Origin of the sequence: Paraconexibacter sp. AEG42_29 (genome assembly GCF_040581415.1) — a bacterium.
Taxonomy (GTDB): Bacteria; Actinomycetota; Thermoleophilia; order Solirubrobacterales; family Solirubrobacteraceae; genus Paraconexibacter.
In genome coordinates, this window is the sequence record NZ_CP114014.1 from 1 (window position 1) to 25,623 (window position 25,623).

The following is a 25,623-nucleotide window of genomic DNA, read 5'->3' on the forward strand; positions in this document are numbered from 1 at the left end:
GTGAGCCTGGACCTCTCGCATATCTGGCTCGAGATCCAGGCGGAACTGCAGTCCACCGTCGGCCTCTCCACCTACGAGATCTGGCTCGCGCCGATCCAGCCCGTCGACCTGCTCGGCGAGGTGCTGCACGTCCGCGTCCCGGCGGAGCTCAGCGCCTGGGTCGCCGACCGGTTCAGCGGCGTGCTGGACAGCGCCGCGACGACCGTCCTCGCGCGCCCGGTCCGGGTCCAGCTCGACGCCGACGCGGAACCCATCGCGGCGGCCCGCGACGCGCGGCGCACACCCTCGCGCCGCCCGGCGGAGCCCTCCCAGGAACCCGCGGGCGACGAGCGCGAGGTCCCGCTCAACCCCAAGTTCTGCTTCGACCAGTTCGTCATCGGCGACACGAACCGCTTCGCCCATGCGTCGGCCCTCGCGGTCGCCGAGCTCCCCGGCCAGGCGTACAACCCGCTCTTCATCTACGGCCCCCCCGGCGTCGGTAAGACCCACCTGCTCCACGCCATCGGCAACTACGTCGAGCGCTACGGTGGCGGGCTCACCGTCCGCTACACGACCGTCGAGCGGTTCACGAACGAGTTCGTCTTCTCCCTCAAGAAGGGCGGCTCGGCGATGGATCGCTTCAAGGGCCGCTACCGCCACGCCGACGTCCTCCTCATCGACGACATCCAGTTCCTGCAGTCCAAGGTCAGGACGGAGGAGGAGTTCTTCCACACCTTCAACGCGCTCCACGAGGCCGGCAGCCAGCTCGTGATGACCTCCGACCGCCTCCCCGGCGACCTCGACGACCTCGAGGACCGGATGCGCGCGCGCTTCGCCTCCGGCCTCGTGGCGGACATCGGCGCGCCCGACCTCGCCACCCGGCTGACCGTCCTGCGCAAGCGCGTCCACCACGACGGCATCCGCATCGACGACCCGGGCGTCCTCCCCCTCGTCGCCGACACCGTCACCGAGTCGATCCGCGCGCTCGAGGGCGCGCTCATCCGCGTGGTCGCCTTCGCCTCGCTGACCGGCCGCGCGCTCGACTGCGACCTCGCCGACGAGGTCCTGCGCGGGCTCTACCGCCGCGAGGCCACCGGCAGCGACACCCCCGGGGCGTCCCGGCGGGGCCGCCCGCCGAGCCCTGCCGTGACCGTCGGCGCGATCCAGGACCTCGTCTGCCAGACGTTCTCCCTCACCCGCACCGAGCTCCTGTCGCCCGGCCGCAGCGCCCGTCTGGCGTGGCCCCGGCAGGTCGCCATGTACCTCGCGCGGGAGCACACGGCCGAGACCCTGCCGGCCATCGGCAAGCAGTTCGGCGGCCGTGGGCACACCACCGTGATGCACGCGGTGAAGGCCACGACGAAGCGCATCGCGACCGACCGCGAGGCCTACGACGCTGTGCACACCCTCAGTGCACAACTCCGGGCCGCCCATCCCGACCGGCAGGACTGACAGACTCATGCACCGCTCCCATGCTGGCGGTGTGCGCCCTTTTCCCGGTCGCAGCAGCGGTTTGACGGATCTGTGCACATCTACACACCACCTATGACGTCTAATCCTGATCAGAGGTTCTTTTCGTGAAGCTCTCCACCACGAGCCAGCAGCTGCTCGGACAGCTGCAGACCGCCTCTCGTGTCGCCTCGACCCGCAGCGCCGTCCAGGCCCTCTCCGGCGTCCAGCTCGACGCCGCCGGCACCACCGTCGAGCTCCGTGCCACCGACATGGAGCTCGCGCTCCGCGTGCCGCTCGAGGCGACCGTCGAACGTGAGGGCACCGTCGTCCTTCCCGCGCGGCTGCTGCTCGACGTCGCCCGCCAGCTCCCGACCGGCCCCGTCTCCCTGGAGCTCCGCGCTGCCGAGCAGGACGTCGAGATCATCGCCGGGCCCGCGCGGTTCCACCTGCGGACGCTCCGCGCCGAGGACTTCCCGCCGCTGCCGACGCCCGGCGGCGACAGCGTCGTCCAGGTCCCCGCTTTGCCGCTGGACGCCACCATCGACCGGGTCGAGCGTTCTGCCTCGAAGGACGAGACGCGCCCGATCCTCACCGGTGTCCTGGTCTCCGCCTCCGGGACACAGCTGCGGATGGTCGCGACCGACTCCTACCGCCTGAGCGTCAAGGAGACGGTGCTCGAGGCGCCGCTGGTCGGCGAGCTCGAGGCCAACGTCCCCGTCCGTGCGCTCCAGGAGCTCCGCCGGCTGATCGCCGGCTCGGACGATCCGGACGTCCGCATCACGGTCCGCGAGAACCAGATCATCTTCGAGCACGGCGCCGCCACGCTCTCCTCACGGCTGATCGACGGCCAGTTCCCCAACTACCGCCAGCTGCTCCCCGACACCTACGAGCACGAGCTGCACGTGCCGGGCGACGAGCTCGCGGGCGTCGTGAAGCGCATCAGCCTGATGGCGCAGAAGAACGCGCCGCTGCGGCTGTCGTTCACCGAGGGGCAGCTCACCGTCTCGGCCCGGACACCGGACGTCGGCGAGGCCAGCGAGCCGCTGCCGATCCCGTTCACCGGCGAGGCGTTCGAGATCGGGTTCAACCCGGAGTACCTCAAGGACGGCCTGGACAGCGTCGGCTCGGACGACGTCGTCCTGAAGCTCATCAGCCCCCTGCGCCCGGGCCTGATCGAGTCCGGGGACGGCAGCGGGTTCCTCTACCTGATCATGCCGATCCGGCTGAACGTCTAACCGATTTTCCCCACCCACCCCCAACGTCCCGCGTGATCGTCACCCGCCTCAGCCTGCGGGACTTCCGGACGTACGACCGGGTCCAGGTCCCGCTCGGTCCGGGGCTGACGGTCGTGCACGGGCGCAACGGCGCGGGGAAGACCAACCTGCTGGAGGGCCTGTACTTCGGCTGCACCGCCCGCTCGTGCCGGACGTCGAACGAGCGCGAGGTGCTGCGCTTCGATCAGACCGCGGCGCGGGTCGAGGTGGACGGCGAGGACCGCGACGGCCGGCACACCCTGGCCGTCGGGTTCCAGCCCGGCGAGGACAAGCGGATCAAGGTCGACGGCGTTCCGGTGGCCCGGTTGCTCGACGCGCCCGTCCGGCCCCTCGTCAGCGTCTTCCTCCCCGACCGCCTGGAGCTGGTCAAGGGCCCACCGGCGCTGCGCCGGTCGCACCTGGACGCGGTCATCACCGCCCTGTGGCCCGGCCGGACGTCGCATCGGACGGCGTACCGGCAGGCGCTCGCCCAGCGCAACGCGCTGCTCGGTCGGCTGCGGCACGGGCGCGGTGGCCGCGATCAGCTCGGCGCCTGGGACCTGGAGCTGGGCCGGCACGCGATCACGCTGCGCGAGGACCGGGCCAAGGCGATCGACCTGCTGCAGCAGCCGTTCGCCGAGGTGGCTGCGGAGCTGGGCCTCGCCGGCGTCCCCGAGCTGCGCTACCGGCCGCGCTCGAAGGCCGCGACGGCGGTGGAGTTCGCCGCCGAGCTCGCCGAGCGGATCGACAGCGACCTGGACCGCGGCTTCACGGGCCACGGCCCGCATCGCGACGACCTGGCGCTGCTGCGGGACGGCCGGGAGCTGCGGACCTACGGCTCCCAGGGCGAGCAACGGCTCGGCCTGCTGGCCCTGCTGCTCGCCGAGCGCGACGTCCTCACCGCCGAGCGCGGCGCGCCGCCCCTGCTGCTGCTGGACGACGTGATGAGCGAGCTCGACGCCGACCGCCGCGGCCTGCTGGTCGAGCGCATCACACGCGCGGGGCAGTCGCTGATCACGACCACGGACCTGGCCCACGTCCCGGGCGCGGACGCGGCCGGCGTGGTCCGGCTCGCCGTGACGCCGGGATCCGTCGAGGTCGACGCGCTCGCCGGCGTCCCGCGGGAGGAAGCGGCATGAGACAGCGGAGGCCGAGTCGTGCGTCATAGGCCCGGGCCCCGGTCGATGACGTCGGCGCTGGACGGCGTCCTCGCCCGCGTGGAGCCCAAGACGCCGCTGGCCCGCCTGCAGCGGGTGTGGCCCGGGGTGGTCGGGCCCGTCCTGACCCCCCACGCCACACCGACCGCGATGAGCGGGGACGGCGTGGTGACGGTGACCTGTGACGCAGCGGTCTGGGCCCAGGAGATGGACCTCCTGGCCTACGAGCTCATCGACCGCCTGAACGCGGAACTGGGCCCGGGGACGGTCCGTGAACTGCGCTGCCGGGCCACCGACTCGGCCGCTTGGGCGCGCCAGCGCCGCCCGCGGCGGAAGACGGAACGCAAATAACGCTGATTTGCAGGGCTTTCTGCAGAGTTATGCACACTGGAGAGCGGGTCCTGTGTGCTATAGTTCTGACCGAGTGCAACACCTGCCCCGGCCCAGCGTCATCCGACGCGCCGCCGGGGCTTTTCACGTCTAACGGAGGACTGCGTGGCTCGCGACGCTGACAACGACAAGCCCTCGAGTTCGGGGAGCTACGACGCACAGGACATCACCGTCCTCGAAGGCCTCGAAGCCGTGCGCAAGCGCCCCGGCATGTACATCGGCTCGACCGGTGTACGAGGCCTGCATCACCTGGTCTACGAGATCGTCGACAACTCTGTCGACGAGGCGCTGGCGGGCAACTGCTCGCAGGTCGACGTCACGATCCACCCGGACAACTCGATCACGGTGGCCGACGACGGCCGTGGCATCCCGGTGTCGAACATGGCCAAGGAGGGTCGGCCGGCGGTCGAGGTCATCCTCACCGTGCTGCACGCAGGCGGCAAGTTCGGCGACGGCGGCGGCTACAAGGTGTCTGGCGGCCTGCACGGCGTCGGCGCATCCGTCGTCAACGCGCTCTCCGAGCGGCTGACGATCGACGTGCGCCGCGACGGCTTCCGCTTCTCGCAGGAGTACGCCCGTGGCACGCCGCAGCACGACCTGCGTCAGAACGAAGCGACGAAGGAGACCGGGACGTCGATGACGTTCCTCCCCGACTCGACGATCTTCGAGACCACCGAGTACGACTGGCAGACGCTCGAGACGCGCCTGCGCGAGACGTCGTTCCTGACCCGCGGCCTGCGGATCACGCTGACCGACGAGCGTGGCGAGGGCAAGCGCGTCGAGTTCCACGCCGAGGGCGGCATCCGCGACTTCGTCAGCCACCTGAACGAGGGCAAGGAGCTCGTCGGCAAGAAGGTCATCTACTTCGAAGGCGACTCCGAGAAGGACGGCTACGCCGAGGTCGCCATGCAGTGGAACGGCTCCTACCAAGAGTCGGTCTTCTCGTTCGCGAACAACATCAACACGCACGAGGGCGGCTCGCACATGTCGGGCTTCCGCTCGGCGCTGACCCGCACGATGAACGCGTACGCGCGGGAGAAGAACCTCCTGAAGGAGAAGGAGGTCAACCTCACCGGCGAGGACTACCGCGAGGGCCTGACCGCCGTCATCTCCGTCAAGCTCGCCGACCCGCAGTTCGAGGGCCAGACGAAGACGAAGCTCGGCAACCCCGGCATGGAGGGCTTCGTCGCCTCCGTCGTCAACGCGAAGCTCGCCGAGTTCCTGGAGGAGAACCCGCAGGAGGCGAAGGCCGCGATCATGAAGGCCGTCCAGGCCTCGCAGGCACGGTCCGCCGCCCGCAAGGCCCGCGACCTGACCCGGCGCAAGAGCGCGCTCGAGAACTCGCGCCTGCCCGGCAAGCTCGCCGACTGCTCGGTCAAGGACCCGTCCCTGGCCGAGATCTTCATCGTCGAGGGTGACTCCGCCGGCGGCTCCGCGAAGCAGGGCCGCGACCGTCACACGCAGGCGGTGCTGCCGCTGCGCGGCAAGATCCTCAACGTCGAGCGCGCCCGCATCGACAAGGTCCTCGGCAACAACGAGGTCCAGGCGCTCATCACCGCGATCGGCACCGGCGTCCGCGACGAGTTCGACATCGCCAACGCCCGGTACCACAAGATCATCCTGATGACGGACGCCGACGTCGACGGCGCCCACATCCGCACGCTCATCCTGACGCTGCTGTTCCGCGAGATGCCCGAGCTCTTCGAGGCCGGGTTCATCTACATCGCGAAGCCGCCGCTGTACAAGCTGAAGCTGCGCGGCGGCAAGGAGCGGTACATCGAGAAGGAGTCCGAGCTCGAGGAGGTGCTCCTGGCGGAGCGCTTCGAGCAGTACGAGATCACGGACAGCAAGGGTGGCTCGTTCAAGCTCACCGACGCGCGCTGGCAGCGGTACAACCGCCTGCTCAAGCAGTTCGAGGGCTGGGGATCCACGCTCCGCGCCGCCCACGGACAGGACGTCGTCCGCTTCCTCACCGAGAGCGGGCTGCTCGCCGAGCAGGCGGCCGACCTGGCCGCAGCGCGGGCGATCTTCGTCCGCGAAGCAGCGGCCGGGGCGATCATCGCCACGCAACTGCTCGAGGAGTCCGAGGAGCTGATCCTGGTCAAGGGCGTCGAGGTCAAGACCGGCCTTGCGTCCACCCACCGGATCCGGCGGTCCCTGTTCGACTCCGCCGAGTACCGGCAGTACGTGAAGATCCACGCGCAGCTCGTCGAGCTGGCCGGCACCCCCGCGTTCAGCGTGACCCTGGCCGACCGCACCGAGGACGCCACCACGTTCGAGGAGCTGCGCCGCTCGGTCATGTCCGTCGCGCAGCGCGGCATCACGCTCAACCGCTTCAAGGGCCTCGGCGAGATGAACGCCGAGCAGCTCGCCACGACGACGATGAACCCCGAGAGCCGCACGCTCGCGCAGGTGTCGATCGAGGACGCCGCCGAAGCCGATCAGATCTTCTCCAAGCTGATGGGCGACGTCGTCGAGTTCCGCAAGCAGTTCATCGAGGACAACGCGCTCGCCGCGACGATCGACGTCTGATCGTGACCCCGATCCCCGGCCGCCGGCCGCACCGCAGGACCCGCAAAGCGACGAAGAAGCAGGTGACCCACGATGGCGATTGACACCCTTGACGGCGGCAACATCGAGCCGCGCGCGCTCGAGGACGAGATGCGCAGCGCGTACCTCGACTACGCGATGTCCGTCATCGTCGGCCGCGCGCTGCCGGACGTGCGCGACGGGCTGAAGCCCGTCCACCGCCGGGTCCTCTTCGGGATGAACGACCTCGGTCTGCAGCCGAACCGGCCGTACTCCAAGTGCGCGAAGATCGTCGGGGAGGTCATGGGCAACTACCACCCCCATGGCGACTCGGCGATCTACGACGCCCTGGTCCGCATGGCCCAGGACTTCTCGATGCGCTACCCGCTCGTCGATGGACAGGGCAACTTCGGCTCGGTCGACGACGACCCGGCCGCCGCCATGCGGTACACCGAGGCGCGCCTGACCCGGATGGCCACGGAGATGCTCCGCGACCTGGACATGGACACGGTCGACTTCGGGCCGAACTACGACGGCTCCCGCCGCGAGCCGCTGGTCCTCCCCGCCCGCTTCCCGAACCTGCTCGTCAACGGCTCATCCGGCATCGCCGTCGGCATGGCGACGAACATCCCGCCGCACAACCTGCGCGAGGTCATCGACGCGACGGTCGCCTTCATCGACGACCCCGAGATCTCCCTCGACGGCCTGATGGAGCACATCAAGGGCCCCGACTTCCCCACCGGCGGCGTGATCCTCGGCTACGGCGGGATCCGCGACGCCTACGAGACCGGCCGCGGCCGGGTCCGGGTCCGCGCCCGCGTCGGCGTGGAGGACATCGGCAAGGGCAAGGAGGCGCTGATCGTCACCGAGCTGCCCTACCAGGTGAAGAAGGGCGGCGAGAGCGGGCTGATCGTGAAGATCGCCGACCTCGTCCACGACAAGAAGATCTCCGAGATCTCCGACATCCAGGACGAGTCCGACCGCAACGGCATGCGCCTGGTGATCACGCTCAAGCGCGACGTGATCCCCAAGGTCGCGCTGAACAAGCTCTTCAAGCACACCGCGATGCAGTCGACGTTCGGTGTGAACACGGTCGCCCTGGTCGACGGCGTCCCGAAGACGCTGCCGCTGAAGGACCTGCTGCACGCCTACATCGTGCACCAGCGCGAGGTCGTCGTCCGCCGCGCGAAGTACGAGCTCGCGCAGAAGGAGGCCCGGGCCCACGTGCTCGAGGGCCTGCTCATCGCGCTCGACAACCTCGACGCGATCATCAACCTGATCCGCGCGTCGAAGGACCGCGACACCGCCCGCTCGCAGCTCATCGAGCGGTTCGGCCTCTCGACGATCCAGGCCGAGGCGATCCTCGCCCTGCGCCTGTCGCAGCTGACCGCGCTCGAGAGCGACGCGATCAAGAAGGAGCACGCCGACGTCACCGAGCGCATCGCGGAGCTCCGCGCGCTGCTGGGCGACGAGAGCGCCGTCCTGGCCCTCATCAAGGAGGAGCTCGGCGAGATCCGCGAGGCGTACGGCGACGAGCGCCGCACGCTCATCTCCCCCACCGAGGACGACCTCGACATCGAGGACCTGATCGCCGACCAGCAGATGGTCATCACGATCACGAAGACCGGCTACATCAAGTCGCTCCCGCTGACGACCTACCGTCAGCAGCAGCGCGGCGGCCGCGGCGTGACCGGGATGGACATGAAGGACGGCGACTACATCGAGCACCTCTTCGTGTGCTCGTCGCACGACTTCCTCTTGTTCTTCTCCAACCGCGGCAAGGTCTACCGGTCCAAGGTCTACGAGCTGCCGGAGGCGCAGCGCACGGCGAAGGGCCGCGCGCTCGTCAACATCCTGCCGCTGCGCGAGGGCGAGCGGATCCAGTCGGTGCTCTCCACGCGCAAGTTCGAGGAGACCGCCTACCTGATCTTCGCGACGAAGTCGGGCACCGTGAAGAAGACCGAGCTGCAGGCGTACAACACGCCGATCAAGGCCGACGGCATCATCGCCATCAAGATCCGCGACGACGACGAGCTGGTCGCCGTCCGCAACGTCGACGAGGGCGACGAGGTCATCATGGCGTCCCGCGCCGGCCTCACCGTGCGCTTCGCGGAGGACGACGCCCGCGCCATGGGCCGCGACACCTCCGGCGTGCGCGGGATGGACGTCGGGCCCAAGGGCGAGGTCATCGCCATGGACGTCGCCCGCGACGACCAGGACCTGCTCGTCATCACCGAGAACGGCTACGGCAAGCGCACGAAGATCGAGCAGTACCGCAAGACCTCGCGCGGCGCGAAGGGCGTCAAGACGATCGGGCTCACCGAGGCGAAGGGGCGCGTCGCGGGCGCGCTCGTGGTCAAGGCGCACCACGAGCTCGTGTTCATCTCCGAGGGCGGCATGGTCCAGCGGACCGCCGTGCGCGGCATCTCGCAGCAGGGTCGTTCGGCGACCGGCGTGCGCGTGATGAACGTCAAGGACGATGACCGCGTGTCGGCCGTCGCCCTGGTGGTCGAGTCCGACAGCTCCGCGGTGGAGACCCCGGACGAGCTCGCGCCCGACGGGATCGAGGTCATCGCCGATCCGTCGGTCGAGGGGCTCGAACCGACGGCACCCGCCGTCGACGCGGAGGCTGCGGACGCGCCTGACGAGGAGTAGGCGTTCGAGTTCCGTCCGGACCATTGGTATCTTTTCCGCACCAGAGAAAGGAGGTGGTCCAAATCTGTAGTCACAGTTTTTGCGGGACCCTGGAGGTGACCGGCCGCTAAGCCGGAATGGCTGGAGCCGCTTTGCGGAATCCAACCGGGCCACCCCTTGATCGGCTGCCGGACCTGGTCCTACCGGCGAGTACTCAGCTGATCGAGGTTTTTCCAGTCAGTGCTGAACGCGAAGGGCCCCGTGTCGACGGGGCCCTTCGTCGTTCTACGATGCTGACGATGCCCGCTTCTCTCGCTGCCCCCGCCGTCGCCGCCGTCGTGTCGAACGGGACGGCGCTCGCCATCGTCCTGGCCGTGGGCGTGCTGATCGCGGTCGCGGTCCTCGTCCGTCACCGCCGGCCCCTCACGCCAGCGGACGCGCCCGTCCGCCTGGCCGGTCCAGCGGCTGCGGCACCGTCGGCGCCGACCCGCCCGCCCGCCGCGCCGGCTGCGGCACCGGAGCCTGCGGCGGTGCCCGGCCCGCCACAGCCGGGTCAGGAGACGGCGCAGGCGCTGGTCGGCGCCGAGCGCCGGATCGCCCGGCCGGACGCGGCTGCGACCCCCGACCTCTACGCGGGCGGCGCGCAGCCGGCGCCGGCGGTCCCGTCCCCCGCGTCGCGTCCGCCGGTGTCGTCGTCGCCCGGACTCGTGCGGACCCGGCCCGCCGGGCCGCCGCGGGACCGTCCGTAGGTCAGGCCGCGTCGGCCGTCAGCGGCTGCGGCGCGAGGTCCGGGAGCCACTGCTGCCAGGCCGCCGGGATCCGCGGGCTGGCGACCTGGATGAAGACGTTCGGGCTCGGCGGTCCGGGCACGCAGGCAGGATGCATGTTGGCCTGCGCGGGGAGGCGGTCGCCCTTGCGGCGGTTGCACGGCGCGCAGCAGGCCACGATGTTGTTCCAGTCGGACGAGCCGCCCTTGGACCTGGGGATGACGTGATCGACGGTCAGGCCGCTGCGCGACCCGCAGTACTGGCACGTCCAGTCGTCCCGGGCGAAGACGGCGCGCCGGGTGATCTTGCGACGGTGCCGGTCACGCGGGAGCTTCACGAACGACAGCAACCGGATCACCAGCGGCCTGACGATCGAGGTGCGCTCGGAGTGCAGCTCGCCGGTACCGCCCTCGATGACCTCGGCCTTGTCCTTCAACAGCAGGACGGCGGCGCGACGGACCGTGCAGACGTTGATCGGTTCGTACGTCGCGTTGAGCACCAGCACACGGCCACCATCACGTCCACGTCGCCGGTGCTCATCGGGCGACGTGAACCTCAATGGGTCAGGTGGTGTGGTCGCCCCCATGGCCAGCGCGGATAGTAGCGCCCGCGGCGGCATACGTGCCGAGGATCCGCACCGTTTCACAATGTGTCGACAACGCGCTGAGCGCGGCGGCGACCTGCGGATCGTCCGCGCGACCGTCCAGATCGACGTGGAAGAGGTAGTGCCCGAGCGCCGACCGAAGCGGGCGCGACTGGATCTTCGTCAGGTTCACGCCGCGCGACGCCAGCTCCGACAGGCACCGCACGAGCCAGCCGGACGTCGTGTCCCCGTCGCCATGGAAGACGACCGAGGTCCGGGCGGGCGCCGCCGGATCGTGGGGCGGGACGGCGTCGGCGTCGCCCGCACGGGCGAGCCAGACGAACCGCGTCGCGTTGCCGGGCTCGTCCTCCAGCCCCTCGGCGAGGATGTGCGCGCCGTACACGCGGGCGGCGGCAGCGGTGCCGATCGCCGCGCGCGGGCCGCCCTCGGCCACGACGTCCTGCACTGCCTGCGCTGTCGACGACGCCACCACGGGCGTGGCGCGGGGGGCCAGGGCGCGGAGCGAGGCGGCGCACTGCGCCAGCGGCTGCGGGTGCGACACCACGACCTCGAGCCCATCGATCGGCGTCGGCCCGGCGGCGAGCAGCAGGTGGTGGACGGCGAGGACGAGCTCGCCGGTCAGGACGACGTCGGGCGCGTCGAACGTCAGCGCGTCGAGGGTCGGGTTGACGGCGCCCTCGAGTGCGTTCTCGATCGGGACGATGGCGCGCCGGACCCGCCCGTCCTGCACCGCGACGACGACGTCGTGCACGCTGCTGAGCGCCACCGCGTCGACGTCCTGCAGGCCCGCGGCCAGGAGCGCCTCGTGGGAGAAGGTGCCTTCGGGACCGAGGTAGCCGGTCCTCACGCCTCGTCCTCGTCGAAGTGGACGGTCACGGGCCGGTCGGTCGACAGCGCGAGGCGGATAGCCTCGTCCTCCTCGGGTGAGAGCACCAACTCCCCGCGCCCGTCGATCACCCGCTTGACGTACATCCGCGCCGTGTCGCGGTGGTGGATCGTCGAGATGACGATGCCGCTCTTGCGCGCGTCGAGCAGCGCGAGCGTCGTCGACTGCCGGCCGGACATCTCGTTGTAGGCGTCGTACCGGACCAGGCTCGTGTGGGCGATCGCGCCGTCGAGGCGGTCCTCCACCACGTCCAGCCGCCCCGTGAGGTGCGCGGCCATGTCCTCCACGTAGCCGTGCAGGGCGCGGAACTCGCGGCCCAGCCCGGCGGCGTGGCCGACCAGGTCCTCGGCGCCGCTCTCGCCGAGGACGAGCGACTGGTCCGCGCGCAGGCGCCGCAGCCGGACAAGCGCGACGACGCCCACGATCAGGGCGGCGAGGGCGAGAACCGCCGCCGCGAGGGCGACGGCACCGGTGGTGGAGGTCAGGTCGTCCACGGAGCCGAAGGATAGGGGCGACGGGGCCAGACCCCGGTCCGCGCCGGGCGGCGGGCGCGAGCGACTGCCCGCCGCGCGCTCACCTGCTGAACAGGACGGTGTACGTCTGCTTGTTGTTGTCGGGGTCCAGCGTCTTCTCGCCGGGGACCTTGACGACCTCGGCGGTCAGGATCGCCGGGTTGCCGGTCGGCGGGTTCGCGACCGTGACCGGGACGACGGTCTCCGTCTTGGACTTCGTCGATGCGACCGTCCGCGTGCCGACGACCGCCTTCGCCGCGCCGGCCTTGATCGAGACCCGGACGATGACGTCCGTCTCGTCGTTGTCGCCCTGGTTGGCGATCTTCACGTTGAACGTCGCGGACGCGCCGACGGCCGGCCTATTGGTCGCCGGCGACGGGGCGAGCACGGTGTCGCCGACCGCGACCGAGATCAGGCCGTGCCCGTGCAGACCGGGCTTCGGCTCGGGGTTCGCGCCGGTGCCGCCCTCGGCGCGCTGGGCGTTCAGGACGCCGGCGATGTTGTCCTCGTCGAGCCAGCCGATGTCCGGCAGGAACTGCGCGGCTGGCAGATCGGGCCCGCTGACCCCGGCCGCCTTGAGCGCATCGAGGATGTAGGGCCGCACCCGCTGCGTGTAGATGACGTCCGACGCGTCGAACGCCCGCATCTGGCCGGCGATCTGCTTCAGCGCGGACTCGACGGCGGCAGCGTTGTCGCGGCCCTTCGCCTGGGCATCCGCGATCTTGTCCGCGATCTTCGAGATCGCCGTCGCGCGCAGGTGCAGCACGAGCATCAGCGAGTTCTGGGCGCGGACCATGTCGTCGGGGACATCGAAGCCGTTGGCCTGCTTGACCGCCTCGTTCGCCGCCAGCGCGTACTGGCGGACCGACGCGGTCAGGTCGCTGGGATTGTCGGCCCCCACGTTGAGCAGCTGGAAGAACGGCAGCGCGACGTCGGTCTGACTGGTGGACAGGACGGTCGCGACGTTGCGCGTGTAGTCCTTGAGCGCCCGGTCCTTGCGGCTGTTCAGGCAGCCGTTCACCCCGAGCACCAGCAGGATCAGGACGAGCAGCCCGCCACCGCCCGCCACCAGGCGCCGGACGAGCAGGGTCTGGTCGTCGGCCGCGCTCCCGCCGCTGCGGCCCGGGCTGCGCGGTCCGGACCCGCCACCGGAGCCGCCGCCGCGGACCGGTGCACGGCGTGCGCCAGCGTCGGCCGGTTTGCGCGGTCGCGGGGCAGGGCGCGCCCTGGGGGCGGCACGGGTGGGTTCGTCGTCGAAGAACGACATCAGAGTCAGTATGGGGCGGTCAGGGATCGGACCGAGACCACCGCGGCGCCAGTATGACCGGTGAGGGTCAAGTGGCACCAATGTGCAAGTTTGCCGTCAGCAGGGGTTTTCCTTCCCCCAGACAGCAGGCGCGAACCCCCGCAGGGCGAATCAGAAGCCCGGTGCAGCAGGTCTCCCATACCCGGAGCTCGGATCCGCCCGACCTGGTGCTCGGGCGCTACCGCCGCGTGCGGCGGATCGGCGCGGGCGGGATGGGCGTCGTCTGGCTGGCGCACGACGAGAAGCTCGACCGGCCCGTCGCCATCAAGCGGATCGCCGTGGACGACGAGGCGGTGGCGCGCCGCGCGGCGCGCGAGGCGAAGGCCGCCGCACGGCTCGGACACCCGGCGATCGTGTCGCTCTACGAGACCGGCCGCGACGAGGATGCCGTCTACCTCGTGTCCGAGCTGGTCGTCGGCAGCACGCTCGCGGTGCTGCTGGCCGAGGGCGCGCTGTCGGACCGCGACGTCCTCGCGATCGGCGCTGCGCTGTGCGCGGCCCTGGCGCACGCGCACTCGCGCGGCGTGATCCACCGCGACGTCAAGCCCCAGAACATCATCGTCCCGGACGAGCCGCAGCCCGGCGCCGGGATCGCCAAGCTCACCGACTTCGGCATCGCGATGCTGCTGGACGAGGACGTCCTGACCCGGACGGGGGACGTCGTCGGCACGCTCGCCTACATGGCGCCCGAGCAGGCCGAGGGCCACGAGGTCACGGCCCAGACCGACCTCTACGCGCTCGGGCTCGTGATCTACGAGGCGCTCAGCGGGACGAACCCGGTGCGCGGGCGCACCCCGGCCGCCACCGCTCGGCGGGTCGGCGAGCGGCTGCCGCACCTGGACCGCCTGCGCCGCGACCTGCCGCGGGAGCTGTGCGCCGCGATCGACCGTGCCGTGGATCCGGACCCGGCCGTGCGCGGGAAGCTGACGGCGCTACGGGCGGCGCTGAAGGGAGCGACCACCGCGGTCGACGACGAGCCGGGGACGGTGGAGGCGGGGGCGCTCGAGCCGGTGACGCGGATGACCCGCCGTGCCGCGCGGCGGGCGGCCGCCGTCGTCCCGGTCGCCGACGGCTGGGAGCCAGACGCGCATGAGGACACGGCCGGCGGGGAGGCGTGGGATCCGCTGGCCTGGCGGGCGTGCCCGCCCCGGTCCCGCGCGGTGGCGGCGTTCGGCGCCGGCGGCCTGACGATGCTGGCGCTGGCGACGCTCGGCCCCGAGACGCCGCTCCCGGCGCCGGCGGCCGGGATCGCGGTCGCCGCGGTGGTCGCGGCCGTCCCGCGCCTGGGGACGCTGCTGCTGGTCCTCGCGCTCGCGGTGTGGTTGCTGGCGGCACCGCAGGGGACGTCGCCCGGCGTGGGCCTGGGCGACGGCGTGGTGGCCAACCGGGGTGGGGTGCGCTCGGGGTGGAGCGGCCTCGCCGTCCTGGTCCTCGCGGCCGGCCTGCCCGCGGTCCTCGCGCTCTGGCGGGCCCGGCCCGGCTGGCTCAGCGCCCCGGCCCTGGCGCCCGTGCTGGGCATCCTGAGCCTTGCCGTCGCGTGGCCCGCGGTCGCCGGTCAGGCCCGTCGCCTGACGCATCGGGTGGTGCTCGGCGTCGCGGGCCTGTGGTGGACGCTGATAGCGCAGGCCGTCAGCGGGACCGACCTGCTGATCGGCCCGGTGCCGGGTGTCCACGCGCGCAGCGGCTGGGAGGGCAGCGCGCAGGAGGCGTTCCTGCACGTCCTGGTGCCCCTGGTGAGCAGCGGCGCCGTTGGGCTCGCCCTGGTTTGGGGGCTCGCTGCGGCCGTGCTGCCGTTCGTCGTGCGGGGGCGCTCGGCACCCGTCGACATCGTGCTCGGGGCGGCCTGGGCGGCCGGTCTGGCGGCCGGGACGCAGGCGGTCGCCGGCGCGCTACCGTGGGCCGGCGGACCCCCCGCGGTGCACGGGGTGGTCGTGGCTGCGATCCTCGCGTGGGTCATCGCCGTGATCGCGGCGGCGTCACGACCTCGCTATTAGGACGTTCCCACTGGGACCCTCGCAGGCCCCCGTGGGTGTCTGTCGAAGGTGAAGCAACTACGATGGACCCGGCGCCTGCGAGCGTCCCGACCCGTACATGAGCGTGCTGCGCAACCTCGAGAGCAGGATCGCCGGCCTCGTCGAGGGCACGTTCGGCCGTGTCTTCAAGACGGAGGTCCGTCCCGTCGAGCTCGCCCGCAAGCTCGCGAAGGAGATGGACGAGCACCGCACGGTGTCGGTCTCGCGGACCTACGTGCCGAACGAGTACGTCGTCTGGCTGTCGCCGAAGGACCGTGCCCGCTACGACGGCGTCGAGCACGAGGTCGCCGCCGAGCTGTCGGCGTACCTGCTGGAGCACGCGCGCCGCGAGCGCGTCTCCCTGGTCTCCACGCCGGTCATCGAGTTCCGCACCGACCAGCAGCTGCAGCTCGGCGAGTTCGGCATCCAGGCGCGCCTGGTCCGGCCCGCGGCCGACCCGGCGGAGGCCGGCGGTCGCGCCCGGCCGGCGGGCCGGACGTCGGCGCCGCCGCCGGCCGTCGAGCAGGGCGACCACGGTCACACGATGGTCTACTCGACCGCTGCGCGCGTGCAGGAGCCGCTCGAGCAGGACCGCTCCGACGTGGCTCAGCTGCCCGTCCGGCCCCGCCGCGCCTTCGTGGTCGCGGAGGGCAAGCGCATGCCGGTGCCGTCCGGCGGTGCGGTCATCGGCCGCAGCCGCGACTGCGAGATCGTGCTTGCGGACGCGAACGTCAGCCGCCGACACGCGCAGATCCGCTGGTCGCAGTCGTCGGGGACCTGGACGGTCGCCGACCTGGGGTCGACGAACGGCGTCCGCGTCGCGGGGCGCAAGATCAGCGGCGAGACGCCGATCAGCGGCGGCGACCGCGTCGAGCTCGGCACCGTCCCCATCGGCTTCGAGGTGGACTGACCGTGATCCTCGACCCTATTTCGGTGATGCTGAAGTACGGCTTCCTCGCCGTGCTCTACATCTTCCTGCTGTGGGTCTCGCGCAGCGCGCTGAAGGACCTGCGCCGCGGGAGCCAGACCCCGGCGCTGTACGGCGGCGGAGCGCCAGCGCCGATGATGGACGAGGGCACCTCGATCCACGCCGCCGGCGGCGGGAACGCCGCCGCCCTGGACCGCCTCGATCCGCGGCTGGTCGTGGAGCGCGCGCCCGGGCACACGCCGGGGATGGAGTACGAGGTCGGACCGGGCGCGGTGCTCGGACGCGGGGACCAGGCGGAGATCCGCCTGGAGGACCCGTTCGCCTCCTCGCGGCACGCCCGGCTGACGCGGCAGGGCGGAGTCGTCATCCTGGAGGACCTGGGCTCCACGAACGGCACCTACCTGAACGAAGAGCTGGTCGGCGGCCCGCAGCCGCTGCACCCGGGCGACCGCGTGCGCATCGGCGACAGCGAGTTCACCTACCTGGACGCGGTGGACTGACCATGCTCGGAATCGCGAACGACGTCTACAACGACACCGACCAGGGTCGGCAGCGGCGCGGGAACGAGGACTCGCACTTCGCGCGGCGCCCCCTGTTCGCGGTCGCCGACGGCATGGGCGGCGCCCAGGCGGGCGAGATCGCCAGCGGTATCGCGGTGTCGGTCTTCGAGCACGGGATCCCCGCGGGGGAGGGCTCGATCGAGGAGCGGCTGGCCTCGCTGGTCCAGGCGGCGAACGCGCAGATCCACGAGCTCTCGCGGACCGACGAGGAGCGCGCGGGCATGGGCACGACGCTCACCGCCGCGTACCTGGAGGAGGAGGAGCTGTCGATCGCCCACGTCGGCGACTCCCGGCTCTACCGCATCCGCGACGGGCTCATCACGCGGCTCACCCGCGACCACTCGCTGGTCGAGGAGCTCGTGCAGGAGGGCCGCCTGACGCCGGAGGAGGCGGAGGAGCACCCGCAGCGGTCGATCATCACGCGCGCCCTCGGTCCCGAGCAGCACGTCCTGGTCGACCACTTCACCGAGCGCGTGCAGCTCGACGACATCTACCTCATCTGCTCCGACGGCCTGACGTCGATGGTCCGCGACGACCAGCGCCTGGCCGAGCTGATCGACGGCTCCGCCACCCTGCGCGAGGCGGGCCGGACGCTGATCGACGCGGCGAACGCCGCCGGCGGCCGGGACAACATCACCGTGATCCTGTTCCGGATCGCGGACGTCAGCGGCACGGGGGCCGGGCCCGCGACCGTCGCCGGCGGGGCCGACCCGACCGAGCAGACCATGATCGGCAGCTCCGCGCCGACGGTCGACGAGGTCCGCTCCGCGGTGGCCTCCGCGCCGCCGACGGTGGAGTCCGGCCGTCCGGCGCGCTCGGCGGCGGACGCACCCGACCGCCGCGTCCCGCGCGTGCCCACGGCCACCGGAAAGCCCAAGAAGAAGAAGCGGGGCCGGCGCGCGCGCCGCATCATGCGCGGGCTGATCGTCAGCGGCATCGTCGTCATCCCGATCGCCTTCGGCGCCTGGATCGCCAGCCAGTCGGTCTACTTCGTCGGCGTCGACGACCAGGGCTTCGTCACCCTGTTCCGCGGCATGCCGTACGACCTGCCGGCCGGCGTCGAGGCGTACAGCGTCAACTACAGCTCCGGCGTCCCGGCGGTGACGCTCAGCGACAAGGTCCGCGGCACCGTCACCGCGCACAAGCTGCGCTCGCGGGACGACGCAGCCGATCTGATCCAGCAGATCGAACAGGCGAAGCTCGTCGGCCAGGGCGGTTAGCGAGCGGTGAGCGCCCGCACACGCGAGCTCTTCGCGCTGATCCCCGCCGCGCTCCTGCTGACCGCGGGCTTCGCGGCGATCTTCCTCTCGCGCGGCGATCTGATCGGCGGGCTCAACGGGACCAACGAGGTCTCCGACGTCTCGCTCACGTACGGCGGCATCTTCCTCGGCGTCTGCGTCGCGGCCCACCTGGTGCTCCGGGTCGCGCTCCCGGACGCGGACCCGTACCTGTTCCCGCTGGTGGCGCTGCTGGCCTCGTTCGGCCTCGTCGAGATCTACCGGATCGACGCCGAGCTGGCCCGCCAGCAGGCGCAGTGGTTCGTCATCGGGGTCGGGGTGATGGCGACCACGATCGTCGTCCTGCGCGACCACGGCAAGCTCGAGCGCTACCGGTACACGATCGCCCTGGCCGGCATCGGGCTGCTGATGCTGCCACGGCTGTTCGAGCCGACGAACGGCGCCTACCTCGCGATCAAGGTCGGCTCGATCTCGATCCAGCCCGCCGAGTTCGCGAAGATCGCCATCGTCGTCTTCCTGGCCAGCTACCTGCGGGACACGCGGCAGGTCCTGGTCCTCGGCGCCCGCCGGTTCGCCGGCATCACGTTCCCGCCGTTGAAGCACTTCGGCCCACTGCTGCTGGTCTGGGGCACGGCGATGCTGCTGCTGTTCTTCATCCGGGACATCGGCTCGTCGGTGATGTTCTTCGGCGCGTTCCTGGCGATGGTCTACATCGCGACCGACCGCCTGTCGTTCGTCGTGATCGGCCTGCTGCTGTTCTTCGGCGGGGCCTACCTGGTCGCCGGCCACATCGGCCACATCGCCGACCGCATCGACGCCTGGCAGACGCCGTTCGACCCGGAGATCTTCAACCCCGACCGCGCGGGCGGCAGCTATCAGCTCGCGCAGGGGCTCTACTCGCAGGCGGACGGCGGGCTGCTGGGCAAGGGCTTCGGCGGGGCCGTGCTCGAGCTGCCGAAGGGCCAGTGCGGCGAAGGGGCCAGCCTGTGCACGCTGCTGCCGGCGCCGCACACGGACTTCATCTACGCGGTGATCGTCAACGAGCTCGGCCTGATCGGCGCGTCCGGCCTGCTGTGCGTCTACCTCCTGGTGGTCCAGCGCGGCTTCAAGATCGCGATGCTGGCCCGGGACTCGTTCTCCAAGCTGCTCGCGGCCGGGCTGACGACCGTCTTCGCCCTGCAGGTCTTCGTCATCGTCGGCGGCGTCACGAAGGTCATCCCGCTCACCGGCGTCACGCTGCCGTTCGTCTCCTACGGCGGCTCGTCGATCCTCGCGAACTTCGTCCTGCTGGCGTTGCTGCTGCTCGTCTCCAACCGTGCGCGGAGGGAGGCATGAACAAGCCGATCACCCGCGTCTTCATCGTGTCGATGATGATGTTCGCGCTGCTCGTCGGCGCCACGTCGTGGTGGACGGTCGTCGACGCGGACTCGCTGAACCACGACCGTCCCGAGCAGAACCGGCGCGCGCTGCTGCGCGGGCTGAAGATCAAGCGTGGCGTCATCCGCGACGCGGACGGCAAGGTCATCGCCCGCTCGGTCAAGCGCAGCGACGGCGTCTACACGCGGCGGTATCCCCAGGGCGACCTCTTCGGCCACCCCATCGGGTACTCGTACGCGAGCCTGGGGCAGACCGGCGTGGAGGCGTTCTACGACGAGGACCTGCGTGGCGAGCAGTCCGACAGCGAGTCGCTGCTCGGCGAGCTGACGGGCCGCGAGCAGGGCGGCGACAACCTGCAGACGACGATCGACCCGACGGCGCAGGCCCAGGCCGAGCAGCTGATCGCCGCCGCCTCCCCCGAGCAGGGCGGCTCGGCGGTCGCGCTGGACCCGCAGACCGGCGCGGTCAAGGTGATGGCGTCCGTCCCCGGCTACGACCCGAACGACCTGCGCCAGACCGGGGCGCTCGACCGCTTCAACAAGGACGACACCCGCCGGCCGCTCGTCAACCGGGCGCTGCAGTTCGGCTATGCGCCGGGGTCGACGATGAAGGTCGTGACGCTGGCCGCTGCGCTGGACTCGGGCAAGTTCGACCTCGACACCCCGGTCGACGGCACGAACAACGTCCCGATCTCCGGCGTTCCGCTGAAGAACGACTTCAATGAGTCGCTCGGCTCGGTCGACCTCGTCACCGCGCTCGCCAAGTCGGTGAACACCGCCTTCGCGCAGGTGGCGGTCGACCTCGGCAAGGGGACGATGAAGAAGTACATGGACCGGTTCGGCTTCAACAAGAAGCCGCAGCTGGACTACCCGAAGAACGCGATGTCCGCCTCGGGCGAGTACCGGGCGAAGAAGCAGGGCGGCCCGCTCGGGCTGTTCCCGCCGACCAGCACCTTCGCGGACATCGGCCGCGTCGGGATCGGCCAGGACAAGCTGCTGGTCACCCCGCTGCAGATGGCCCAGGTGGCGGCGACGATCGCGAACAAGGGCGTCCTGATGAAGCCGCACATCGGCGCGCGGCTGGTCGACCGCGACGGCCGGACGACGCGGACGATCGAGCCGGAGGTCCAGTCCGAGGTCATCTCGGAGTCCGCGGCGGCCGACGTCACCGAGGCGATGGTCGCCGTCGTCGAGCGCGGCACCGGCGGCGCCGCGCAGATCCCCGGCGTCCAGGTCGCCGGCAAGACCGGGACGGCGGAGACGACGCTGGGCCCGGGCGCCAAGAACAAGCTGTGGTTCATCGCGTTCGCCCCCGCGAGCGACCCCGAGGTGGCGATCGCCGTCACGGTCGACGACGTGGTCGGCTTCGGCGGCGATGTCGTTGCGCCGATCGCCAAACAGCTCATCCAGACCCTGCTCAACGAGAAGAAGACGCCCTGACATGACCGGCCGCCCCGCAGAAGGCACCATCATCGACGGCCGCTACCGCGTGCTGAACCGCCTCGGATCGGGCGGGATGGCGGACGTGTACTGCGCCGAGGACCTGCAGCTCGGCCGCAAGGTCGCACTCAAGCTCCTGTACCGCCGCTTCGCCGAGGACGCCGAGTTCGTGGAGCGCTTCCGCCGCGAGGCCTCGTCCGCTGCCGGCCTGCAGCACCCGAACGTCGTCGGCGTCTACGACCGCGGGGAGGAGGACGGGACCCAGTACATCGCGATGGAGTACCTCGAGGGCCGCACCCTCAAGCAGGTCGTCATCGACGAGGGCCCGCTCGACCCGGCCCGCGCCGTCGACCTCATCGAGCAGGTCCTGCGCGCCGCTCGCTTCGCCCACAAGCGCGGCATCATCCACCGCGACCTGAAGCCGCACAACGTCATCGTCGACAGCGAGGACCGCGCGAAGGTCACCGACTTCGGCATCGCGCTGGCCGGCGCGAGCGAGATGACCCAGACCGGGTCGATCATGGGGACCGCGCAGTACCTGTCCCCCGAGCAGGCGCAGGGCCAGCCGGTCGACGCCCGCAGCGACCTCTACTCGGTCGGGATCGTCCTCTACGAGCTGCTGACCGGCAAGGTCCCGTTCGAGGGCGACAGCGCCGTGTCGATCGCGCTCAAGCAGGTCAGCGCGCAGCCCGTCCCGCCCTCGCGCCTCAACGGCGCCGTGACGCCCGCGCTCGAGCAGGTCGTCATGCGCGCGCTGGCCAAGGACCCGGCCGACCGCCCGGCCGACGCCGAGGCGTTCATCAACGCGCTCGAGGCCACGCGCAGCGGGCTCGGGGCCGCGGACCCGACCGACGTCACCGCCTACATCCCGGGCGGCGCGGTCCCCGGGCCCGCGACGGGTGGTGGCTGGGGCGAGACGAGCTCCGGCGGCACCTCAAGCTACGAGCTCGCCGCGATGTACGGGCTGCCCTCCGAGCAGACCTATCCGCCGACCCCCCAGCCGGGTCCCGTGCGCGACGACGAGAAGTCCTCCCGCTGGCTGCCCGCGCTGATCGCCGGGCTCGTGGTGGTGGCGCTCGTCGTGGGCGGGCTGCTGCTCCTGGGCGGCGGCAAGGAGGTGACCGTCCCGTCGGTGGTCGGCGCGGAGCAGGCCCAGGCCGAGGTCGCGCTGAAGGACAAGGGCTTCGCCGTGGACATCGTCACCGCGCAGAACGATAAGGCGCGGGGCATCGTGATCGGGCAGTCGCCCGAGGGCGCGACGAAGGCCGACGAAGGCGCGACGGTCCGCCTCACGGTCAGCTCCGGGCCAGGCACCGGGCAGGTGCCGGACGTCACCGACTTCGGCCGCCGCAAGGCGTTCAAGGCGCTGCAGGCGGCGGGCTACAAGGTCGTCGAGCGTGAGCAGAACGACGACGAGATCGCGAAGGACCACGTCATCTCCACCAACCCGCCCGCCCGGACGTCGCTCGAGCGCGGGCAGGAGGTCACCTCGATCGTGTCGCTCGGCCCGGCCGAGGTGGGCGTGCCGCAGGTGGTCGGCCTGACGCGGGAGGCCGCCGAGAGCGCGCTCGACGACGCCGGCCTGAAGGCGACCGTCACCGAGCAGGAGTCCGAGGACAAGGAGCCCGGGATCGTCCTCAGCCAGGGCACGCCGGCGACCACCGAGGTCGAGAAGGGATCGTCCGTGGCGATCGTCGTCGCGAAGGCACCGGAGGCGACCGAGGTCCCGAACGTCATCGGCAAGAGCGGGACCGACGCCGGGGCCGAGCTGGCCGCCGCGGGCTTCAAGGTGGTCCAGAACGTCGAGCCGGTCGACTCCCCCGACGACGACGACAAGGTCCTGAAGCAGAGTCCGGGGTCCCCGAAGAAGCTGAAGGAAGGGCAGACCGTGACCGTCACGATCGGGTCCTTCGACCCGAACCTCGACCCCGAGCCGGGGACCACGAGCACCGGGGGGACCACCCCGACGCCGCCCACGACAGGGACGACGACCACGACGCCGGGCACGACGCCGTGAGGATCGCGGTGCTCGGCGGCGGGCGGTCGTCCGAGCACGACGTCTCCCTGACGAGCGCGGCCGCGGTCCGGGTCGGGCTCGCTGCGGCCGGGCACGACGTCGTGGACGTCCAGCTGCGCCGCGACGGGACGTGGTGGCACGACGGCGCCGAGGTCCAGCTGCGCGCCGCCGGCGGGCTGCTCGGCGCCGATGTCGCGTTCCCGGTCCTGCACGGGCCGTTCGGCGAGGACGGCACGGTGCAAGGGTTGCTCGAGCTGCTCGACGTGCCGTACGTCGGCTCGGGCGTGCTGGCGAGCGCGGCGTGCATGGACAAGCTCGTCTTCAAGGACCTGATGGCGCAGGCGGGGCTGGACCAGGTGGGCTACGCGGCCGCGCTGGCCCACGACCGCGAGCGGCTCGACGTCAGCGGCCTTGGCCTGCCGTGCTGGGTGAAGCCCGCGCGCCTGGGCTCGTCGGTGGGCATCGTGAAGGTCAAGGCGGCCGACGAGCTCGACGCCGCGCTGGATCTCGCGTTCGCCCACGACTCACGGGTGATCGTCGAGGCGACCGCGCCGGACGGGGCCCTCGAGGTCGAGTGCTCGGTGCTGGGCCTGACCGAGGCGCCCGAGGTGTCGGTCGCGGGGGAGATCGTCATCGCGAGCGAGTGGTACGACTACGCCGCGAAGTACACGCCGGGCGGGATGGAGCTGATGGTGCCGGCGCGGATCTCGGAGTCCGCCGCCGCACGGGTCAAGGAGCTGGCGGCGCGGGCCTTCACCGCGGCCGGCTGCAGCGGGCTGGCGCGCGCGGACTTCTTCGTCCACGGCGAGACCGTGCTGCTCAACGAGCTGAACACGATGCCGGGGCAGACCCCGACGAGCGTCTACGGCAAGCTCTGGGCGGCGTCGGGCCTCGAGTACCCGGCGCTGCTGACGCGCCTGTGCGAGGTCGGCATCGCGCGCTTCGCCGGCGAGCGGGCCAGCCGCTTCTAGCCGGCGGCGGCGTCGTCCGTCGCGGGCTCCGAGCGGGTGCCGGCCGCGGGCGTGGCCGGGACGCGGTTCATCACGCGCTGGTAGAGGCGGACCTCCTTGATGCCGAGGCTCTCCTTGCCCGGCGGGAGCTGCTGGATCCAGACGAGGAAGTAGCGGTAGCGGGTGCCGGGGAGGTCGATGGTCGTCGTCTTCGTGGCCCTGCCGATGTCGCCGATCACCACCCAGCCCGGGTCGGTGATCGTCTTCGGCGGGCCGCTCCTGGCCCCGTAGATCGTCCCGCGCCAGCCGGTCTCGATCGAGTCGATCTGCAGCCGGTTGCCGTTCGCGCCCGGGTCGGCGTCGACGTATATGCCGACGCCGGACTTGCCGCCGAGCGTGCCGCCGGTGTAGCGCTCGGTCTTCCACGAGGTGTTCGGGTCCCCGTCGACGACGTTCTTGGCGTCCTCGGGGTGCTCCTCCTGGTCGGGCGCCCCGAAGGGGTCGTAGTCGTGCGCGCTGTCCTGGGCGAGCGAGACGCCGCGCGTGCCCGGCACGCTCTTGGCCGGCGGCGTGACGGCGTTGCGCGTGCCCCGGGTCGTGTTGTCCTCGAGCAGGATCGCCAGCGCCACGGCCACGACCGCGAGGAAGGCCAGGACCGCAAAGAGCCGCATCGGATGCTGGACGAACGTGGGTACCCGCCGGCGGGTCTTCGCCGGGAGGGTCTTGAAGACGACGGTCGCCTCGCCCGTGATCTGGCCCGACCGCGAGACCTCGATCGAGAGCACGTCCTCGAGGTCGCTGATGAACTGCTGGTCGTCGGGATAGCGCTCGTCGAGGTCCTTCGCGGTGGCCCGGTCGACGACCGCCGCCAGCGCGCTCGACACCTCGGGGCGGCGGATCTGGACGTCGGGCAGGTCCTCCCGGACGTGCTTCATGGCGACGGCCACCTGGCCCTCGCCCTTGAACGGCACGTCGCCGGTCAGCATCTCGAACAGCACGATGCCGAGCGAGTAGAGGTCGGACTGGCCGGTGACCGGGTGGCCGAGCGCCTGCTCGGGGGAGACGTAGTCGGTCGTCCCGAGGACGCGGCCGTCCTGGGTCAGCCCGGCCTGGTCGCGGGTGCGCGCGATGCCGAAGTCCGTGACCTTGGCCGTCCCCTCCTCGTCGATCAGGACGTTCTGGGGCTTCACGTCGCGGTGGACGATGCCCTGCTCGTGGGCCGCGCCGAGGGCGCGGGCGATCTCGATCGCATAGGCGACGGCCTCGCTGATCGGCAGCTTTCCGAGGCGGCGGATGCGCTCCTTCAGCGTCTCGCCCTGGACGTACTCGAAGACGATGTACTGCGTGCCGTCGTCCTCCCCGGCGTCGATCACGCCGACGACGTGGGGGTGGCTCAGACGGGCGACGGCCCGTGCCTCGCGGCGGAAGCGCTCGAGCTGGTCGGCGTCGGCGGCGATGTGCAGGTGCATCACCTTGATGGCGACCTGGCGCTCGAGGGTCGTGTCGAACGCGCGGAAGACGGTCGACATCCCGCCCGCGCCGATCTGGGCGTCGAGCCGGTAGCGGCCAGAGAGCGAGGTGCCGACTGCGGTCACTGCCCTCAATGGTAGGCGCTGGCCCCGCATCGAGCGGA

Annotated in this window: 20 protein-coding genes; 15 read left to right on the forward strand and 5 right to left on the reverse strand. The window is 71.4% G+C overall.

What is annotated here, in order from left to right; all coding sequences use genetic code 11:
• From dnaA to DSM112329_RS00035, 7 genes are all read left to right on the forward strand, one after another.
• Positions 1 to 1,431 (forward strand): chromosomal replication initiator protein DnaA, encoded by a 1,431-nt coding sequence (dnaA, locus tag DSM112329_RS00005; protein WP_354699746.1) that lies wholly within the window; start codon positions 1 to 3, stop codon positions 1,429 to 1,431.
• A gap of 125 nt (positions 1,432 to 1,556) precedes the next feature.
• Entirely contained in the window at positions 1,557 to 2,666 is a 1,110-nt protein-coding gene (gene dnaN / locus DSM112329_RS00010; protein ID WP_354699747.1) for a DNA polymerase III subunit beta, read from the forward strand.
• Positions 2,667 to 2,698: 32 nt separating this feature from the next.
• Positions 2,699 to 3,823, forward strand: a complete 1,125-nt coding sequence (gene recF / locus DSM112329_RS00015; protein WP_354699748.1) for a DNA replication and repair protein RecF — start codon at positions 2,699 to 2,701, stop codon at positions 3,821 to 3,823.
• Between the two features lie 18 nt (positions 3,824 to 3,841).
• Complete coding sequence (locus DSM112329_RS00020; RefSeq protein ID WP_354699749.1) at positions 3,842 to 4,192, forward strand: DUF721 domain-containing protein; 351 nt, start codon at positions 3,842 to 3,844, stop codon at positions 4,190 to 4,192.
• A 144-nt stretch (positions 4,193 to 4,336) separates the two neighbouring features.
• Entirely contained in the window at positions 4,337 to 6,763 is a 2,427-nt protein-coding gene (gene gyrB / locus DSM112329_RS00025) for a DNA topoisomerase (ATP-hydrolyzing) subunit B (protein WP_354699750.1), read from the forward strand.
• 72 nt (positions 6,764 to 6,835) lie between these two features.
• Positions 6,836 to 9,415 carry a DNA gyrase subunit A gene (gene gyrA, locus DSM112329_RS00030; RefSeq protein ID WP_354699751.1) on the forward strand — a complete coding sequence of 860 codons (2,580 nt, stop codon included), beginning with the start codon at positions 6,836 to 6,838 and terminating at the stop codon, positions 9,413 to 9,415.
• A 278-nt stretch (positions 9,416 to 9,693) separates the two neighbouring features.
• The gene (locus DSM112329_RS00035) at positions 9,694 to 10,143 is read left to right on the forward strand and encodes a hypothetical protein (protein WP_354699752.1); all 450 of its coding nucleotides are present in this window, start codon (positions 9,694 to 9,696) and stop codon (positions 10,141 to 10,143) included.
• A 1-nt stretch (position 10,144) separates the two neighbouring features.
• Here the strand turns inward: DSM112329_RS00035 and DSM112329_RS00040 are convergent, their stop codons facing one another.
• The 4 genes from DSM112329_RS00040 to DSM112329_RS00055 form a co-directional block, all read right to left on the reverse strand.
• Positions 10,145 to 10,666, reverse strand: a complete 522-nt coding sequence (locus tag DSM112329_RS00040; protein WP_354699753.1) for an HNH endonuclease — start codon at positions 10,664 to 10,666, stop codon at positions 10,145 to 10,147.
• Between the two features lie 58 nt (positions 10,667 to 10,724).
• Entirely contained in the window at positions 10,725 to 11,612 is an 888-nt protein-coding gene (gene pheA, locus DSM112329_RS00045; protein ID WP_354699754.1) for a prephenate dehydratase, read from the reverse strand.
• Positions 11,609 to 12,145, reverse strand: a complete 537-nt coding sequence (locus DSM112329_RS00050; protein ID WP_354699755.1) for a DUF4446 family protein — start codon at positions 12,143 to 12,145, stop codon at positions 11,609 to 11,611. The genes pheA and DSM112329_RS00050 overlap by 4 nt, the downstream gene beginning before the upstream one ends.
• A 79-nt stretch (positions 12,146 to 12,224) precedes the next feature.
• Positions 12,225 to 13,430, reverse strand: a complete 1,206-nt coding sequence (locus DSM112329_RS00055; protein ID WP_354699756.1) for a hypothetical protein — start codon at positions 13,428 to 13,430, stop codon at positions 12,225 to 12,227.
• A gap of 161 nt (positions 13,431 to 13,591) precedes the next feature.
• Between DSM112329_RS00055 and DSM112329_RS00060 the strand changes: the two genes are divergently transcribed.
• From DSM112329_RS00060 to DSM112329_RS00095, 8 genes are all read left to right on the forward strand, one after another.
• A complete protein-coding gene (locus tag DSM112329_RS00060) occupies positions 13,592 to 15,463 on the forward strand; it encodes a serine/threonine-protein kinase (protein WP_354699757.1) in 1,872 nt (623 codons plus the stop codon).
• Between the two features lie 97 nt (positions 15,464 to 15,560).
• Positions 15,561 to 16,391: a DUF3662 and FHA domain-containing protein gene (locus DSM112329_RS00065; RefSeq protein ID WP_354699758.1), complete on the forward strand. Its 831-nt coding sequence runs from the start codon at positions 15,561 to 15,563 to the stop codon at positions 16,389 to 16,391.
• 2 nt (positions 16,392 to 16,393) lie between these two features.
• Positions 16,394 to 16,909 (forward strand): FHA domain-containing protein, encoded by a 516-nt coding sequence (locus DSM112329_RS00070; RefSeq protein WP_354699759.1) that lies wholly within the window; start codon positions 16,394 to 16,396, stop codon positions 16,907 to 16,909.
• A gap of 2 nt (positions 16,910 to 16,911) precedes the next feature.
• Complete coding sequence (locus tag DSM112329_RS00075; RefSeq protein ID WP_354699760.1) at positions 16,912 to 18,189, forward strand: Stp1/IreP family PP2C-type Ser/Thr phosphatase; 1,278 nt, start codon at positions 16,912 to 16,914, stop codon at positions 18,187 to 18,189.
• A 6-nt stretch (positions 18,190 to 18,195) separates the two neighbouring features.
• Positions 18,196 to 19,542 carry an FtsW/RodA/SpoVE family cell cycle protein gene (locus tag DSM112329_RS00080; RefSeq protein WP_354699761.1) on the forward strand — a complete coding sequence of 449 codons (1,347 nt, stop codon included), beginning with the start codon at positions 18,196 to 18,198 and terminating at the stop codon, positions 19,540 to 19,542.
• Entirely contained in the window at positions 19,539 to 21,023 is a 1,485-nt protein-coding gene (locus tag DSM112329_RS00085; RefSeq protein ID WP_354699762.1) for a penicillin-binding protein 2, read from the forward strand. Before DSM112329_RS00080 ends, DSM112329_RS00085 begins: the two co-directional genes overlap by 4 nt.
• A gap of 1 nt (position 21,024) precedes the next feature.
• Positions 21,025 to 23,040: a Stk1 family PASTA domain-containing Ser/Thr kinase gene (pknB, locus tag DSM112329_RS00090; protein WP_354699763.1), complete on the forward strand. Its 2,016-nt coding sequence runs from the start codon at positions 21,025 to 21,027 to the stop codon at positions 23,038 to 23,040.
• Entirely contained in the window at positions 23,037 to 24,011 is a 975-nt protein-coding gene (locus DSM112329_RS00095; RefSeq protein WP_354699764.1) for a D-alanine--D-alanine ligase family protein, read from the forward strand. The genes pknB and DSM112329_RS00095 overlap by 4 nt, the downstream gene beginning before the upstream one ends.
• On the opposite strand, the gene DSM112329_RS00100 is transcribed toward DSM112329_RS00095, so the two are convergent.
• Entirely contained in the window at positions 24,008 to 25,585 is a 1,578-nt protein-coding gene (locus DSM112329_RS00100; RefSeq protein ID WP_354699765.1) for a protein kinase, read from the reverse strand. The two genes, DSM112329_RS00095 and DSM112329_RS00100, sit on opposite strands and share 4 nt — an antisense overlap.
• Positions 25,586 to 25,623 lie beyond the last annotated feature (38 nt).

Excerpts from the sequence above, each read along its gene's own strand:
- gyrA (WP_354699751.1), top strand. The coding sequence starts at position 6,836 with ATGGCGATTGACACCCTTGACGGCGGCAACATCGAGCCGCGCGCGCTC.
- DSM112329_RS00035 (WP_354699752.1), top strand. The coding sequence starts at position 9,694 with ATGCCCGCTTCTCTCGCTGCCCCCGCCGTCGCCGCCGTCGTGTCGAAC.
- DSM112329_RS00055 (WP_354699756.1), bottom strand. The coding sequence starts at position 13,430 with ATGTCGTTCTTCGACGACGAACCCACCCGTGCCGCCCCCAGGGCGCGC.
- DSM112329_RS00065 (WP_354699758.1), top strand. The coding sequence starts at position 15,561 with ATGAGCGTGCTGCGCAACCTCGAGAGCAGGATCGCCGGCCTCGTCGAG.
- DSM112329_RS00075 (WP_354699760.1), top strand. The coding sequence starts at position 16,912 with ATGCTCGGAATCGCGAACGACGTCTACAACGACACCGACCAGGGTCGG.
- DSM112329_RS00085 (WP_354699762.1), top strand. The coding sequence starts at position 19,539 with ATGAACAAGCCGATCACCCGCGTCTTCATCGTGTCGATGATGATGTTC.
- pknB (WP_354699763.1), top strand. The coding sequence starts at position 21,025 with ATGACCGGCCGCCCCGCAGAAGGCACCATCATCGACGGCCGCTACCGC.